Here is a 16,401-nt window from a genome sequence, read left to right as displayed (position 1 = left end):
TGGCGCCGTGTTTTCACATTGCGATATGTGCACTCGTTGAAAGGTTAGCCCGAAGTAGGTGCCCGCAACCCTGGTCGAACTGACTGACCGACCTGGCCGAAAGGACTAGGGTGCAGGCTTCACGCCGGCCTCGGCGCCCGCGGCGGCCGCCGCACCCCGACTCTCGACGCCCAATTTCCGCAGGACCCCGGCAACATGAAACTTGACTGTGCTCTCACTGACGCCGAGTCGCTCCGAGATTGCCTTGTTGCGCCGTCCGGCCACCAGATGCTCGAGTACCTCGAACTCCCGCGGTGCCAGTTCGGTGAGTACGTCGCGGTTCGGCAGCGCGACTGGGGCGTCGAGCGGGATGGTTGTGCTGATCCGGTTCCCCCACCCGGGCGTCGACTCGGATTCGACGGTTCCGCCCAAAGTCTCTACCCTCGAACGTAATTGGCGTTCCACGTCGATCACATCGGCTTCACCACCACCGTCGTCGCGGATGTCGATCGAGAGCGAAGCCGCGTCGAGGGTCCAGGCCACCCGGATTCGCGAGAGCGTCTGCTGATCCGACAAGGCCAAGACCGCGCCGCGGACGACCGCGCGGGCGCCGTGCGCCACTTCACCGGGTAACCCACGCCCGTCGACGGGTGGCTCCACCAACTCCAACGCGATTTCCCGATGCTTGAGCAGCGAACGCAATTCCCCACGCATCCGCGCAAAAGCGGTGGTGGTCGACTCCTCGGCCAACTCGCGGTGCACGTCGACGGCCGAACGCAGGCCGATCAGGGCCGAAGCCGCAGTCTCCCTGGCCGAGGTTCGAGCACGCGTGTCGTCGAGATCCGCCGAGCGCAGCGTCGCCAGCATCGTCTCGAGGGTGGCCGCATGCACCTCCGTCATCTCTGCCACGGTGCGTGCACGCTCGGACGACGCTGCCCGCGACTCGGCGAGATATGCCGGACTCGCGTTCCGCACCTGGAGCTGAATTCCGGTTGCAGTCACCGCGAACAGTGCCTGGATCAATTCGAGGGATGCCGCCTTCACCGGTCCGGGGTGCGGCGTCAGCACGAGTAGGGTGTCTGTTCGATCGAGCATCGCGAGCACTTCACGGTCCCGGCCGGCGATAGCGCATTTTCCCCGAAATATCTGTCCGACAGTGAGATCCGTGCGGATACGGTCGAGTTCGGCGATGGTCACACGATCGACGACAGCTGGATCCCCGGCAACCTTGCGCGGCCTACCGGTGCACTCACGGGTGAAGATCACCAGAGAGGTGTGCGGCGCCATGTCCGCGATCAGCGTCGAAAATCGTCGGCCGATTTCGGGAAGTGGTCCCACCAACACGTCTCGAAGGGCGGTGATCAGTAGCGCATTGTCGGTGGTGCTCACCGTTCAACGATAACCATCCGGTTCACTGGTGCAGCGTGGTCTTCATGAGCATCACGTTGTAGTCGGACCACGTGGTGGCGAGAAAGTAGAGGTCCTGCCCCTGCGACCAGGGGTGCATGTACGCGCCGTAGAGTCCCGGAACCTCGTCGGTGCCGATCACGACGTCCGGTGCGCTCCACGGGCCGGTCAGGTCCGAGGCCGTCCGCAGCACCAGCGCTCCCCACTCGTTGGAGTACATCGCGACGAACTTTCCGAGATAGTTGTTGTACTGCACCGACAGTTCGCTGACATCCCCGTCGAGAACTACTGCAGCGGCAGCAGGATTGTTGGGGACCCATGCCTTTCCGTCCCAGTATTCGTACGCCGCGACGTCCGCGATGGAGGCTTCCTTGACTCGCGAGAGACGCCCCTCGCCAAAGCGTCCGGCGGGGGTGCCGAAGTTGTAGACGTAACCACCGTCTTTGACGAAGGACCCCATCTGGAAGTTGTCGTTACCTGTCAACGGCAGATTGGGCCGGGACGAGGCCGGTTCGATCTGCCAGGTCTCACCGTTGTCGTGCGAGGACGCGATCTGCGAGAAGTTGGTGACCCACTCGCCCGACCCTCCCCACGAACGTATCGACATGTAGTTGACGTACTGAACGCCGCCCACGGAGATACCCGTCGTCGGAATGCTGCTGGTTTCGACGCCGGTGACTTTCAGACTTCCAATGATCTCGCGCGAGTGATTCGGTCGGTCGGTCGGTGAGGAGTCGATGTTCATGCCGTCGGACAGATTTCCGTCCGAGCTACGGAACAGGACGTTGCTGCGCCAGTCGCCGACCACCCCGGAGCACAGAGGGTCAGATCCGATACCGACGGTGTCACCGAAAGCTGTCAGGACCTGACCTGCGCCGTTGTCCCACATGATGCCCAGATCCGTGCCGAGAACGTTGAACCGCTCGACGGTTTGGTTGGGGCTCAGCGCGCCCGTGATGTACTCGACCGCCGAGGTGCGGCCTTGCAATTCCGGCAGTTTGCCATCCGTGCCGTTGAGCCAGGGAATCGGATTGGTCGGCCCACCTGATTGATCCAAGCTCCCGGTGACATTGCAATCCCACGGGGATGCATTGGCCTGGGTCGCCCCCAAGACCGCGGTCGACGCGAGTACACACGTCACTGCTGCTGTCGATATCTTCCGCATCCGGCGCATCGCTCCCCTTTCGCGGGGGAGATCCGGACTCTACGAGGTGTGTTGCTCGACCGGATCGGTTCATCCACCCACGAGAACACAAGGTAACAGGTAAATCGGTCAATCAGGACAAAACGGGCTTATTCGGTGGAGATGGATTTCAACCATTTCTCCATCACGGCTGCGGCAATCTCGAGTCCCTGCGACTCGGCTGCACTCAACTGCTGCATGAAGATGCGCGGACCGTCCGCTCCCAGCGAAGCATGCAGCGAATCGCGGTACTCGGCCAGTTCCATCCACTCGCGCGCCACCGCGGAGGACGCTTCGAGGTGAAACTGAACGGCGTAACTCTGCTTGTATCGGAAGAGTTGATTCGGATACTTGGCTGAACCAGCGAGCCGCACCGCGCCGTTCGGAATGTCGAAGGTATCCGAATGCCATTGCATTGCAGGAAATGTGGAGGGCAGATCTCCCCACACGGGATCTTGCCGGCCCTCGACAGTCAAGGTGATCTCCTCAACTCCGACTTCAGGCACAGCGCCCGTGTAGACGCGAGCACCCAGCGCCGCGGCGAGCAACTGCGAACCCAGACACACTCCCCACACCGGGACGTCGCTCTCGACCAGATCGCGAATGTATTCGATCTCGGATGCCAACCACTCGACCTCGCCCTGATCGCCGACGCCCATCGGCCCGCCCATCACGATCACGGCGTCGAACCGTCGATGTGCCGGAAGCGGGTCGGTGCCCAGAAGAACAGTCTGCACGTCTCCGTAGCTCTCCAGGACAGGCGAATACGCCGCTGGGGGTTCACACTGCGCGTGTCGTAGTTCCAGAAAATGCATGTAGGCAATTCCTCTCGAATCCGGTGCCGAAAGCCTATGGTTCTATTCGACATAAGGCACATCGACGGCGTCGGATGTGCTCTGCGCTCGAATCTCCGCTTTCATCGCCCCTTTACCGACAAGGAACGTCTGTGCGCGCACCACACCTCTTTTCGACATCGATTCGCCCGCCCTCAACTGCCGTTCGCATCGGACTCAGCGCATTCGCCTTGGCGTCACTTGCCGCGTGCTCAGGAACAAGCACCGACAGCGAGGCCGAATCAACATCCACCGCGACCACCACTGCAACCTCGACAACTCAACCCACGACGACTCAGGCTCCATTGACCACCTCGGTGATCGGTACGACGAATTCTCCACTGGCCACGACCCCAGTCGCCGCGGAAGTGACGCCCGCTGCAGCTCCCGCGGTCATGCCCAACGTCGTGTGCATGAATCTTCAAGACGCACAGGACACCATTCAGTCGGCCGGAGTCTTCTTCTCCAGAAGTGCTGACGCAACCGGCGCGGGTCGACGCCAACTGGTCGATTCCAACTGGATTGTCGTCGATCAGACACCCTCTGCCGGAAGTCCTTTCGGGGAAATCGAAGCCGTGCTCTCGGCCGTGAAGATCGGCGAACCGAACCCCTGCTGATCGGCTGAGTTCTCGAACTTCGCAATTCCGGGAACACTGCGCCTTACTTGACAACTACCTCCGACCTCCTTCACTGTAGTCAACATTACGAGTATCCAATATATTGGATGCGAAAGGTTGGATTGCAATATGAAGGTGCAACGAATACGGCAGAGCGTCAACTCTCCGGCGGCCATGAGCGACCCCGTCATCGGAATACTCGGAGGCATGGGGCCCGCCGCTACTGCCGACTTCTACTCCAAACTCGTTGCGCTGACACCAGGTTCGACGGATCAGGAGCACCCCAAAGTTGTCATCTGGGCCGATCCCACCGTTCCCGACCGGACATTGGCACTCACCGAGAACGGCCCTGACCCCACCCCCTGGCTGATCCGCGGTGCGCGCGTTCTCCGAGAGTCGGGCGCGACGACGCTCGCCATCCCATGCAATACCGCCCACGCCTTCCTGCCCGCCATCTCGTCCCAACTGGGACTTCCCGTCGTCCACATGATCGACGAAGTCGCTCGGCACATCCGGACGCTCTCACCCGCCGTCACATCCGTCGGACTGTTAGCCACCACGGGGACGGTCCGCACCGGGTTGTATCAACAATGGCTGTCGGAATACTCGATCGACGTCCTGGTGCCCGGACCTGCGATCCAGGACGAACTGGTGATGCCGGCGATCCGAGCAATCAAGAGCGGCAACGTCGGAGACGAGACCACCGACAAGCTCGTCAGGGCCGCTGATCTTCTCGTCGAATCGGGCGCGCAGGTCGTCGTGGCCGGGTGCACCGAGATTCCGCTCGGACTGCCCGCCGACGCCACAACCTGTCAGATCATCGATCCGGCAACAATTCTCGCCCGCGCTCTGCTCCGGCGGGTTGCGGATGCCCGGAGACACCCTTCGATGGTCGTTTCGGGCTGACCTGCAGCAGGGAGGCTGCAGAGTACGATATCCAGTATGTTGCGTGGCGGTAAACCGGTTGAGCGAGCACGAATGAGCGACATCGCTCTCGAACGCATTCGCGAAGCGATCGTCACCGGTGAACTGGCGCCGGGCTCGAAGATCAAGGACAGCGAACTCGCCGAGTATCTGGGACTGAGCAGAACTCCGGTCCGCGAAGCGCTCGCAAGGCTGGTCGACACCGGACTCGTGGAAGCGAAACCCGGTGCGTACACGCGCATCACCACCCTCGACCGCGGCGACGTCGAGGCAACACTCGCAGTCATCGAGGCTCTCGACCAACTGGCCGTCGTCACCGCTGTACCGAATCTCACCGACGAGATGATCGGGGCGATGCGTTCGGCCAACAAGGACTTCGCTGCCGCCGTCAAACGAAACGACATAGGCCGAGCCCTGACCGCAGACGATCGCCTACACAGCGTCATCATCGACGCTGCGGCAAATCCGCTGTTGAAGAAGCTGATTCACCAGGTTCACCCACAAATTCACCGCATCTACTACCGCAAGTTCTCGAGCCTTCTCGGCAGCCAGGACTCCGTCGACCATCACAACAAGCTGATCGAGCTGTGCGCAGACCACGATGCCGAGGCGGCAGCGACACTGTCGGCCGAACATCGACGCCATCTCGGCGGGCTGATCGGTGAACTCTTCGACGCCGACGAGTTCGCGCTCTCGGACTGACCGACGCCCGAAACAAGTTTCGGCGCTTGCCTATATTGGCCATTGCCGATATAAATGACTGGTGCATGCGTTCGACGTTCTCGGAGACCCAGTTCGGCGAAGAATCATGGAACTCCTGTCCAGCGGCGAGCGCTCGGCGGGTCAGATCGCCGAAGTCGTGGCAGCGGAGTTCGGAATCTCGCAACCGACCGCGTCCGGGCACCTGCGAGTGCTCCGAGAAAACGGATTCGCCACCGTCCGCAGCGAAGGCACCAGGCGTCTCTATGCCGTCGAGCCCGCGCCATTGCAAGAAGTGGACCAATGGCTCGACGGATTCCGGCAGTTCTGGAGCGGTCCTCTCGACGCATTGGCCACAGAACTCGCACGCGGGAAACGACGCGGCTCGAAGCGGAGCAGATCTTCACAACCGAATTCTTCCGACGAAGGAGACTCACAATGACCGAGATCGCGAACCAGGACACCAGCCTCACCGCGGTAGAGCGGAGCATGGGCAACCGCGAGATCGCCGAAGGTTCGGCTCGAACAGCCGTACTCAAGCGCCGCTACAACGCGTCGGTCGACGACGTCTGGGACGCCATCACGACCCCTGACCGCATCAACCGCTTCTTCCTCCCGGTGAGCGGAAACTTCCAGGTGGGCGGCTCGTACGCCTTCGAAGGCCAGGCAAGTGGCGAGATCCTGGCCTGCGACGCCCCACACCTGCTGCGACTGCAGTGGACACCGCCCGGCGATCGTGGATACAGCGATCAGGTCGAGATCCGGCTGACTGCCGACGGCCCCGACGCCACCTGGCTCGAGTTGGAGCACGCCTCCGTCGCCGATGTCTTCCGTAACGACCCGGACACCGGCTGCTACGGCGTCGGAACCGGCTGGGAAGGCCCACTTCACTACCTGGGCGAATACTTGCGCGGCACTCTCCCTGATGCGCCGAGCACCGAGTGGTACACCTTCGACGAAGCAGAGGAACTTCGTCTGGCCAACTTCCGAGGGTGGGAGTGGGCAAAGATCGAGGCAGAGCACGGCGGCCGATAACGCCCAATTCTTCGAAAACGGTCACAGGATGGCCGTTAGCTTTGTATCGTGACCGAGCTGGACGTATGTCCAGCAGTTTTGGTGGCTTCCTTTCGTGCCACACCTGCTTCGGTCCACGAGAAGAGAGCTCCACATGGCGCCACAACCCGTAGTCGACAACGCGGCCACGACGCGACGCACGCACATCATCCGGACAGTTCTCGCTGTCCTCGTCATCGCACCGCTGTCGATTGCGGCGTTCTACATGTGGGCACTGTGGGATCCGGGCGACACGGTCAACCGCTTGCCCGTCGCCATCGTCAACGCCGATGCGGGCACGGAACTCGACGGAACACGTCTGCAAGCCGGCGATGAAGTTGTTGCCGCGCTCGTCGAGAGCGGAGACGTTGCATGGAAGATCGTCTCGGAACAGGAAGCCGCCGACGGCGTCAACGACGGCACCTATTACTTCTCGGTCGTCATTCCGAAAACTTTCAGCGCGGATGTGGCCAGTGCCGCATCGGGTTCGGGCCGCAAGGCCGAACTCGACGTCTTGTACAACGACTACAACAGTCTGGTCGCCGGCCCGGTCGGTGAAAGCATCATCGCTCAGGTGCGCTCGGCGGTCTCCGAGTCGATCGGCGAGCAGTCCATCGACCAGGTGCTGGTCGGGTTGGGTGAACTCGGAACAGGATTCGGTGAAGCAGCAGCAGGAGCGCAACAGCTGTCCGATGGATCCTCCGAAGCGCTTGCCGGAACCAACGAGCTCTACGCTGGAAGCAAGGAACTCGCCACCGGCATGGGCGAAGCAAATCAGGGCGGCAAGGAGCTGGCCGCCGGAGCCGGCGAGCTGGCTGCCGGAGCTCGCGAAGCTGCTGCAGGCTCGGGCGAGCTGAGCAGCGGACTCAACCAGTTGGTCGGGGGCACCGACGAACTCGGCGCAGGCGCCCGACAGATCAGCGAAGTGGTCGACATGGTCACCACCCCGGTACTCGACCTCGCGGGGTCCTCGGACGCCGTCGTCGGTCAGATCGACGCCCTCACGTCGATGCTTCGAAACTCGGCCGATCCGGTCTCCGCCGGACTCGTCGAAGCCCTGGGTGGACTGCGGGCTTCCCTGACTGCACAACCGTCGGACGACGACGTGATCGGTCAGCTCGGTCAGCTTCGCGGCGGCGCGCGGGAAATCTCGCGGCAGCTCACTGATCCGAGCAGCGACTACCGTGGTGGGCTCCTTGCCGCCGCGGCCGGTGCAGGTGAACTCAACACCGGCCTGGGCCAACTGTCCGACGGTGCAGGCCAACTCGCTACCGGTGCACAGGAACTCTCCACCGGGCTGGGGCACTTGGACACTGGAAGTATTGCGCTCCGTGACGGTCTCGGGCAGCTATCGGCCGGCGTCGGCGAGCTCGACGCGGGCAGCGCGGAACTCGCCACCGGTTTGTCCGACGGTGCCGCCCAGGTACCGCAGTTCACGGACGACGAGCGCGCCACCACGGCCAATCTCCTCTCCTCCCCGGTTGCCGTCGACGCGCGGAACAACTATCCCGCAGCCGGTTTCGGACCGGGAGCCGTCCCTGCCGTGATCTCGGTGGCACTGTTCCTGTGCGGAATTCTCACGTGGTTCGTCGTCCGCCCACGACGCGGACGTTCACTGAACTCGCACACCAGCGTGGTACGTGAGGGGCTGCGCCGCTACCGCATTCCCGCCCTGGTCACCTTGGTCGCGGCGCTCGTGTTGTCGGTGGTGTCACTGACCGTGGCAAACGTCGAACCACCTAGTGTTCTGGCGATGATCGCAGTGATGATCCTGGTGGGTGCCGCCGCGGTCAGCTCGGGCAGGCTCTTCACCGTTGTGTTCGGTGCCGTCAACGGAACCTTCATCGCTTTGGGCGCCTTGATGATTCAGATCTTCGCCTTCGGCGCGGTATACCCCATCGAACAGATGCCGACGGTTCTGCAGTGGCTGCACGCTCTGATGCCACTCACGTGGGCGCGCAACGCCATGCGCATGGTCCTTGTCGGATACTACGGTCCGAAATTCTGGGTGGCGGCAATCGCTCTGGCTGCCTTGGTGATCGGAGCCGTCCTGTTCACCATCTGGTGGCGCCGCCGACAAGAACCGCCGACCGAAGCCGATGACGACGCGCCGATCACCGAGGAGATCGTGTACCTCCAGCAAACGCAAGAATGAGCCGGATCAGCGAAGGAGCGTCGTACGCATCAACATGACGTTGTAGTCGGCCCACGTGGTGGCAAGGAAGTACAGATCCGAACCACTGGACCACGGGTGGATGTATGCAGCGTAGATACCGGGAACCTCGACCAGATTGACCAATGTTTCCGGTGCCGTCCACGGACCGACCGGACTGGGAGCGGTTCGCATCACGATCGAACTGAACGCGTCGGCGTACATCGCCACGAACTTGCCGAGGAACTCGTTGTACTGAACGGAGACCTCACCGATGCGGCCGTCCATGACGGGTACGGCCGCAGCGGGATCGGCACGGACCCAGCCACTTCCGTTCCAGTACTCGTAGGCGGAAAGATCGAGGATCGCCCCCTCTGGCGCGCGAGAAAGTCGAACCTCGCCGGATCGTCCCGCGGGGGTTCCGTAGTTGTAGACGAACCCGCCGTCCTTCACCATCGAGCTCATCTGGAAGTTCTCGCTACCGGCGACGGGGGCGACACCCGCGGGAAGAACCCCACCGATGTTGGGGCGCGAAGTTTCCGGACGAGTGGTCCACGTTTCGCCGTTGTCCAAGGAGGTGGCAATCTGCGAGTAGTTCGTGCTCCACTGCCCGGCCTCGCCCCAGTTGCGCACCGACATGTAGCTCAGATACTGCACACCGTTCACTGCGATGCCGCTCGTGGGGATGCTGGAGGCCTCGACGCCCGGAATCTTCAGACCGGAAATGATCTCACGCGCCTGAGCTGTGCCGTCCATCGGCGCGCTGTCGATGCGCATACCGTCGGCCAGTACCCGATCCGAGCTGCGGAAGAGTACATTGCTTCGCCACTCGCCCACCAAACCGTCGCAGCCGGGGTTACGACTGAGCCCGGTGGTATCGCCGAAAGCGGTCAGAATCTGCCCCGCACCGTTGTCCCACATGATGCCGAGGTCGGTACCCAGGACATTGAAGCGATCAACTGTCTTGTTGGGACTGTATGTGCCGGTGACCTTTTCGATCGCGGTAGTACGACCGGACAGACCTGGCAACCCTCCGGTGTTGCCGTTGAGCCACGGCGCCGCATTGGCCGGACCACCGCTACTACCGACGCCACTGACTCCGACGCAGCCCGGCGCAGCCACCGCCGGCGAAGCCACCGCCGTGACGGCAGCAGCTGCCAGAGCAGCAACTACCCCGAACACCCCCAACGATCTCCCCGCGCGAAACATGACTCCCCCATGGCCGGGATTGTTGGTGTTGTCGTCGTCGTTCCCCCCGAACCTCGGACAATCTAGCAACTGCAGTCACAGACAACCCAATCAGACAAAGACGCGAAAAGGCCTGAAAGTCATAGTAGTTCAGACTTTCAGGCCTTTTCGGACAGAGAAGATCAGTCAGTAGGTCAGCGCGCTCCGCTCGCACCGCCGTCGAGTGGAATCACCGCGCCGGTCAGATAAGCCCCGGCACGTGAAGCCAGGAAAATGGCAAGACCTGCAGCATCCTGGGGAGTTCCGACCCGGCCCAACGGGACCGAGTCCGCCACAGCCTTTGCACTTTGCTCGTCCTCGAGGAGGAATGCCATCATCTTCGACGGGAACGGGCCCGGCGCAATGGCATTGACCGTGATCTGTTCCCCCGCAAGCGTTGCCGCGAGCTTGCGCGTCAACATGTGCACCGCAGCCTTACTGGCTCCGTACGAGAAGTTCTCCGAACCCGACACCACGAGTCCGTCGATCGATCCGATATTGATCACGCGCGCGGGATCTTCCGCCGTGGCTGCAGACCGCAACTGCGGCAACAGCTTCTGCGTCAGGAGGAAGATTGCCTTGACATTGATGTCGAAAATCTTGTCGAAGCCTGCGGCCGGAAAATCGTCGACGGGAGCTCCCCACGTGGCACCGGCGTTGTTGACCAGTACGTCGAGCGTCGGCGAAATCTCGGCGACCTTCGCAGCGAGGCTCTCGACCCCCTCGTCCGTGGACAGATCGGCCGGATGCGAAATGCAGGTGCCGAACTCCGAAAGCTCTCGCGCGGCTTCGTCACAGGCTTCGGCTTTTCGGGCCGAAATGACGACCGTCGCTCCGCCTTCGACAAACCCGCGAGCGATCATGTATCCGATGCCGCGTGATCCACCGGTGACCACAACGGTCTTGCCACTGACGTCGAACAGTCCCTCGATCAAGCTCATGCGACCTCGAAAAGCCCGGCAGCACCCATACCGCCGCCGATGCACATGGTCACCACCACGAGCTTGGCTCCGCGCCGTTTTCCTTCAAGAAGAGCATGGCCGACCAGACGAGCCCCCGTCATTCCGTACGGATGGCCGACGGAGATACCGCCACCGTCGACGTTGTACTTCTCGGGATCGATCCCGAGCTTGTCGCGGCAGTACAGGGCCTGAGAGGCGAAGGCCTCGTTGAGTTCCCAGAGATCGATGTCGTCGACCTTCAGGCCGTGAAGATCCAGCAGACGCGGAATCGCGAACACCGGTCCGATGCCCATCTCGTCGGGAGCGCAACCCGCGACAGCCATGCCACGGTAGATACCGAGAGGCGCCAACCCGCGGCGTTCCGCCTCGCCTGCCTCCATCAGCACCGACGCCGAAGCGCCGTCGGAGAGCTGAGACGAGTTGCCCGCAGTGATGGACGAATGAGCACTGACAGTCCCGTCGGCCAGAACCGGTCGCAGACTCGACAGCCCTTCCAACGTGGTGGAAGCGCGGTTGCCTTCGTCGCGGGTCAGCGTCACGGACTCGCTGCGGATCTCACCCGTCTCCTTGTCCTGCACCTGCTTGATCGAGGGCAGCGGGACGATCTCGAGATCGAACCGACCTGCGTCCTGGGCCGCTGCGGTCCGCTGCTGGGAGACGAGCGCGAACTCGTCCTGCTGCTCGCGGGTGACTCCGTAGCGCTCGGCGACGATCTCGGCCGTGTGCAGCATCGGCATGTAGATCGACGGCTTGTTTTCCTTCAGCCACGGATCAGCCGCGCGGAAGTTGTTCATGTGATCGTTCTGGACCAACGAGATCGATTCGACTCCGCCGCCGACCGCGATCTGCATTCCGTCGTCCACGATCTGCTTGGCTGCGGTTGCGATGGCCATGAGACCGGACGAGCACTGACGGTCGATCGTCATTCCGGAAACCGAGTCCGGAAGCCCGGCCCGCAGTACCGCTTGCCGCGCGACGTTGCCGCCGGAAGAGCCCTGCTGCAGCGCGGCGCCGAGGATGACGTCCTCGACCTCGCCACCTTCGAGGCCCGCGCGCTGAACTGCATTCGAAATGGCATGTGCAGCAAGCTCTTGAGCCTGAGTGTTGTTGAACGCGCCGCGGTACGCCTTACCGATCGGGGTACGGGCGGTGGAAACGATGACAGCTTGCCTCATCGGGGAAACCTTTCGTCGAACACGAAGTGCTGTGCGCCTTTATTAACCGCCGGGGGTTAATAAAGGCGCACAGCAAGAATCAGGGCTGGAACACGACGCGACCGACCGTGGTGCCGTCGCCGAGGCGACCAATACCGTCGGCAACGTCCGTCAACGACAGCCGCTCACTGATCAGTGGTTTGACCAAGCCGGCATCGGCGAGCTTGGTGAGCTCGACGTGGCAGTCGTCGATGGCCTGCTGGTTGTAGGCCTTGTACAGCCCCCAGTGCAGTCCGATGATCGAATAGTTCTTGATGAGAGCGTGATTGAGTGCCGGCTGCGGGATCGTGCCACCGGCGAAGCCGATGATGACGATCCGTCCCTCGAAGGCGATGCACTTGGTGGACTTCGCGTATGCGTCGCCGCCGACCGGATCGAAGACCACGTCGGTGCCCTTGCCGCCGGTGAACTCCTTGACCGCTGCCACGAAGTCCTCACTGTGACGGTCTACGACGAGGTCGGCGCCGAGCGTGCGCGCGTACTCGGCCTTGTCCGGGCCGCCGACGACACCGATCACCTTGGCGCCTGCCGCCTTGCCGAGTTGCACTGCCGCACTACCGACACCACCCGCAGCAGCGTGGACCAACAACGTCTCACCCTCGAGCAGTTGGGTGCGGCGATGTAGAGCGAACCACGCTGTCTGATAGCCGATGCTCAGAGCGGATGCTTCCGCGTCGTCGAGAGCCGACGGCGCCGGGAACGTGTTGTTCTGATCCAGTACCGAGTACTCGGCGAATCCGCCGGACGGCAGACTCGGATTACCGATCACCCGGTCCCCCACTGCGAATTTGGTCACCGATTCACCGACCGAGACCACTTCACCACACAGTTCGACACCGGGTGTGAAGGGCAGCGGCGGCTTGATCTGGTACTCACCGCGGCACATGAGGACGTCGGGGAAGTTGGCCGGAGCCGCCAGCACCTTGACCAACATCTCCGTCGCATTCGGGGTGGGATCCGCGGTCTCCTCCAACGCGAGCACATCGCGGGGTTGACCGAGTTCGTTGACGCGCCAAGCCTTCACAGCAATTCTCCAGACAGATAGTGGGTGAGTTTCAGGACGAGATCGGGAGGTCGACCAACTCGGCGAGGCGTGCCCGATGCTGATACGCGGTTCCCAGCGACAGCTGATCGCTCTTCGCCCGTTTGAGGTACAGGTGCGCCGGATACTCCCACGTCATTCCGATACCACCATGAAGTTGGACGCACTCCTCCGCAGCATGAACCGCGACGCCGCTGCAGAATGCCTGGGCCACCGTCGCTGCGATCGCCGCATCGGCGTCGCCGCGTGAATAGGTGTCCGCCGCATAGCGTGCTGCCGCGCCCGAAGAGCTGACTTCGAGCCAGAGATCGGCGAGGCGGTGCTTGATCGCCTGGTACGAACCGATCGCCCGGCCGAACTGCTTGCGCTCCTTCACATACGCGAGAGTCGTTTCGAGGCACCACTGAGCTACAGCGAACTGTTCGGACGCCAGAAGTGCGCTTCCGCAGAGCAACGCTTCCTCAACCGCTTGCGCCGCATTGCCGCTGTCGACACGGACCGACGACGAACCCGAGAACTCGACGTCCGCCAATCGGCGCGTCATGTCCAGGGACAGAACCGGCGTGACGGTAGCGTCGGCGATCCGAACGGTATGCAGCTCCAGGCCGCTCTCACCGGCAACCGGAACAACAAGAACATCGGACTCGGCGACGCCGGCAACCGTCGTGACGCTGCCGACGAGTCCACTCGCCGTTGCCTTGACAGTAGGTGTGAAAGTTCCTGGTGCAGTGGACAACGGGACGACCAGAGCAGCCGTCGAATCCCCCGCTGCCAATTGACCGAGCACCTCGGTCTCGCCGGCCTTCAGCAACGCCGTCGTCGCCAGCACCGCGCTGGTGAAGAACGGAACGGGAGCGACCGCACGTCCGATCTCCTCCATCACGACCGCCGCCTCACGCGTCGACGCACCTGCCCCGCCCAGTTCCTCGGGTACCAGCAGTCCCGCCAAACCGAGTTCCGACGCCAGCGACTTCCACAGCCCGGTGAAGTCGGCGGACACGTCGTCGTACGCCGTGACCACGGTGTCGGCGCCGGCCCGCTCGCTCAGCAGTCGTCTGACGCTGGCTCGCAGATCTTGTTCGGTCTCGGAGTACAGCAGATCGGCGCTCATCGGGGTAGGTCCTTCCAGGCGATGTCCTTGTCGACGCGATGCTCGGGCGGCAACCCGAGTACACGTTCTGCGATGACGTTGCGCAGGATCTCCGACGTTCCGCCCTCGATCGAATTGCCCTTGGCTCGCAGGTACCGGTATCCGGGTTCACGCCCGGTGAAGTCGACGGAATCCGGTCGACGCAGTGTCCAGTCGTCGTAGCGCAGACCGGCTTCGCCGTGCAATTCGAGGTCGAATCCAGAAATCTGCTGGGCCAAACCGGCAAACGCGAGCTTCATTCCCGAGCCTTCGGGGCCGGGCTGGCCGGCGGCGAGCTGCTGGCGCAGTCGCTCCCCGGTCAGACGCGCAACTTCGGATTCGGTCCAGAGTCGCATCAACTCGTCGTGCATCGCCGGGTTACGCAGCTCGGGCTCGTCACGCCAGGCCTGAGCGACCTTTCCGATCATGCCGCCCTCACGCGGTGCGCCCGAACCGATGGCAACACGCTCGTTGTTCAGGGTGGTGGTCGCAACCTTCCACCCCTGGCCTTCGGCTCCGAGGCGATTGGCGTCCGGAATCCTGACGTCCGTGAGGAATACCTCGTTGAATTCGGCCTCGCCGGTGATCTGACGCAGCGGCCGGACATCGACGCCCGGATCGGTCATGTCGCAGATGAAGTAGCTCAGACCCGCGTGCTTGGAACGTGACGGATCGGTCCTGGCCACGAGAATCGCCAGCTGCGCATTCTGCGCGCCCGACGTCCATACCTTCTGCCCGTTGACTATCCAGTCGTCGCCGTCGCGGACGGCGCGGGTAGCAACGGCCGCGAGGTCCGACCCTGCGCCCGGTTCACTGAACAGCTGGCAGTAGACCGTCTCCGCAGTCCACAACGGGCGCAGGAACTTCTGCTTCTGCTCCTCGGTGCCGAAGGCAGCGATGGTCGGTGCCGCCATGCCCAGTCCGATCCCGTTCTTGCCGGTGGCCGGGCCCGGTGCACCGGCGGCCTCCAGCTGAGCGTTCACCTGACGCTGAAAGCTCTGCGGTACACCGAGTCCCCCATGACCTTCGGGGAAATGAACCCACGCCAGTCCGGCGTCGAATCGTGCGCCGAGGAAGTCCGATACCGACACGCTGTTCGGATCGTTCTCCGCGAGAAGCGTGTTCACCTTCTCGGTGAGATCACGCGATACTGCCTCTTCGTCGAAAGCCATGCCCATTCCTTCGGTTCGAGCGGTGAGCGGACGGTCAGTCCTTCGGTCCACCGGCGACGTAGACGACCTGACCGGAAACAAAGCCTGCGCCTTCGCTGACAAAGAACGACGCGGTGTGCGCGATGTCCTCGGGCTGTCCGACGCGATTGACCGGAATCTGCGAAGCGGCAGCGGTCTTGAAGTCCTCGAAGCCGACGCCCATGCGCTCGGCCGTTGCGGCGGTCATCTCGGTTTCGATGAATCCGGGGGCAATAGCGTTCGCGGTCACGCCGAACTTGCCCAGCTCGAAGGCCAATGTCTTGGTGAAGCCCTGCATTCCGGCCTTCGCAGCGGAGTAGTTGACCTGTCCACGATTACCGAGAGCCGACGTGCTCGAGAGGTTCACGATGCGGCCGAACTTCGCTTCCACCATGTACTTCTGCACCGCACGCGACATGAGGAACGCTCCGCGCAGGTGGACGTTCATCACCGAATCCCACTCGGCAACACTCATCTTGAACAGAAGGTTGTCGCGAGTGATGCCGGCATTGTTGATCAGCACGGTAGGTGCACCCAGTTCTGCGGCAACACGATCCACTGCTGCAGCAACCGAAGCCTCGTCGGAGACGTCAGCGCCGACGGCCAGTGCCTGTCCGCCTGCGGCCTTGATCGCGTCGACGGTTCCGGCACACGCCGCTTCGTCGAGGTCGAGCACGGCGACGGCAAAACCGTCTTCCGACAGTCGCTTCGCTACTGCCGCACCGATTCCGCGTGCTGCACCCGTGACAATTGCGGTTCTACGTTCCTGGCTCACTGGCCCTCCATACTT

At 62.8% G+C, this 16,401-nt stretch carries 16 protein-coding genes; 6 read left to right on the top strand and 10 right to left on the bottom strand.

What is annotated here, in order from left to right:
- Positions 1–105: 105 nt before the first annotated feature.
- The 3 genes from QRN54_RS20220 to QRN54_RS20210 form a co-directional block, all read right to left on the bottom strand.
- Positions 106–1,368 carry a helix-turn-helix transcriptional regulator gene (locus QRN54_RS20220; protein ID WP_285182945.1) on the bottom strand — a complete coding sequence of 421 codons (1,263 nt, stop codon included), beginning with the start codon at positions 1,366–1,368 and terminating at the stop codon, positions 106–108.
- 22 nt (positions 1,369–1,390) lie between these two features.
- Complete coding sequence (locus tag QRN54_RS20215; protein ID WP_064074987.1) at positions 1,391–2,560, bottom strand: glycoside hydrolase family 183 protein; 1,170 nt, start codon at positions 2,558–2,560, stop codon at positions 1,391–1,393.
- Positions 2,561–2,679: 119 nt separating this feature from the next.
- On the bottom strand, positions 2,680–3,306 hold the full coding sequence (locus QRN54_RS20210; protein ID WP_007730853.1) for a type 1 glutamine amidotransferase: 627 nt from the start codon (positions 3,304–3,306) through the stop codon (positions 2,680–2,682).
- Positions 3,307–3,515: 209 nt separating this feature from the next.
- Here QRN54_RS20210 and QRN54_RS20205 point away from each other — a divergent pair, with 209 nt between their 5' ends.
- The 6 genes from QRN54_RS20205 (at position 3,516) to QRN54_RS20180 (ending at position 8,850) form a co-directional block, all read left to right on the top strand.
- Complete coding sequence (locus QRN54_RS20205; protein ID WP_030536029.1) at positions 3,516–4,019, top strand: PASTA domain-containing protein; 504 nt, start codon at positions 3,516–3,518, stop codon at positions 4,017–4,019.
- Between the two features lie 174 nt (positions 4,020–4,193).
- Positions 4,194–4,925 (top strand): cysteate racemase, encoded by a 732-nt coding sequence (gene cuyB / locus QRN54_RS20200; protein ID WP_050655975.1) that lies wholly within the window; start codon positions 4,194–4,196, stop codon positions 4,923–4,925.
- Positions 4,926–4,961: 36 nt separating this feature from the next.
- Complete coding sequence (locus tag QRN54_RS20195) at positions 4,962–5,645, top strand: GntR family transcriptional regulator (RefSeq protein ID WP_019745689.1); 684 nt, start codon at positions 4,962–4,964, stop codon at positions 5,643–5,645.
- Positions 5,646–5,706: 61 nt separating this feature from the next.
- A complete protein-coding gene (locus tag QRN54_RS20190; protein WP_050655974.1) occupies positions 5,707–6,084 on the top strand; it encodes an ArsR/SmtB family transcription factor in 378 nt (125 codons plus the stop codon).
- Positions 6,081–6,677, top strand: coding sequence for an SRPBCC domain-containing protein (locus QRN54_RS20185; protein ID WP_064443625.1), 597 nt, complete (start codon positions 6,081–6,083; stop codon positions 6,675–6,677). The genes QRN54_RS20190 and QRN54_RS20185 overlap by 4 nt, the downstream gene beginning before the upstream one ends.
- 133 nt (positions 6,678–6,810) lie before the next feature.
- Entirely contained in the window at positions 6,811–8,850 is a 2,040-nt protein-coding gene (locus tag QRN54_RS20180; protein WP_285182944.1) for a YhgE/Pip domain-containing protein, read from the top strand.
- 6 nt (positions 8,851–8,856) lie between these two features.
- On the opposite strand, the gene QRN54_RS20175 is transcribed toward QRN54_RS20180, so the two are convergent.
- From QRN54_RS20175 to fabG, 7 genes are all read right to left on the bottom strand, one after another.
- Positions 8,857–10,056, bottom strand: coding sequence for a glycoside hydrolase family 183 protein (locus QRN54_RS20175; RefSeq protein WP_285182943.1), 1,200 nt, complete (start codon positions 10,054–10,056; stop codon positions 8,857–8,859).
- A 173-nt stretch (positions 10,057–10,229) separates the two neighbouring features.
- Positions 10,230–11,015 carry a RhlG family 3-oxoacyl-ACP reductase gene (locus QRN54_RS20170; protein ID WP_007730838.1) on the bottom strand — a complete coding sequence of 262 codons (786 nt, stop codon included), beginning with the start codon at positions 11,013–11,015 and terminating at the stop codon, positions 10,230–10,232.
- On the bottom strand, positions 11,012–12,211 hold the full coding sequence (locus tag QRN54_RS20165) for an acetyl-CoA C-acyltransferase (RefSeq protein WP_007730836.1): 1,200 nt from the start codon (positions 12,209–12,211) through the stop codon (positions 11,012–11,014). Before QRN54_RS20165 ends, QRN54_RS20170 begins: the two co-directional genes overlap by 4 nt.
- A 79-nt stretch (positions 12,212–12,290) precedes the next feature.
- The gene (locus QRN54_RS20160; RefSeq protein ID WP_285182942.1) at positions 12,291–13,274 is read right to left on the bottom strand and encodes an NADPH:quinone oxidoreductase family protein; all 984 of its coding nucleotides are present in this window, start codon (positions 13,272–13,274) and stop codon (positions 12,291–12,293) included.
- Between the two features lie 31 nt (positions 13,275–13,305).
- Positions 13,306–14,403, bottom strand: a complete 1,098-nt coding sequence (locus tag QRN54_RS20155; RefSeq protein ID WP_042921584.1) for an acyl-CoA dehydrogenase family protein — start codon at positions 14,401–14,403, stop codon at positions 13,306–13,308.
- Positions 14,400–15,593 (bottom strand): acyl-CoA dehydrogenase family protein, encoded by a 1,194-nt coding sequence (locus QRN54_RS20150; protein ID WP_003943047.1) that lies wholly within the window; start codon positions 15,591–15,593, stop codon positions 14,400–14,402. The genes QRN54_RS20155 and QRN54_RS20150 overlap by 4 nt, the downstream gene beginning before the upstream one ends.
- Positions 15,594–15,627: 34 nt before the next feature.
- Positions 15,628–16,386 carry a 3-oxoacyl-ACP reductase FabG gene (gene fabG, locus QRN54_RS20145; RefSeq protein WP_020909429.1) on the bottom strand — a complete coding sequence of 253 codons (759 nt, stop codon included), beginning with the start codon at positions 16,384–16,386 and terminating at the stop codon, positions 15,628–15,630.
- Positions 16,387–16,401: the final 15 nt, after the last annotated feature.

This window comes from Rhodococcus sp. MEB032 (assembly GCF_030208925.1).
In the GTDB taxonomy this organism is placed as follows: Bacteria; Actinomycetota; Actinomycetes; order Mycobacteriales; family Mycobacteriaceae; genus Rhodococcus_F; species Rhodococcus_F qingshengii.
Note: the sequence above shows the minus strand (reverse complement) of the source record. Positions and strands in the feature narration are given on the sequence as shown.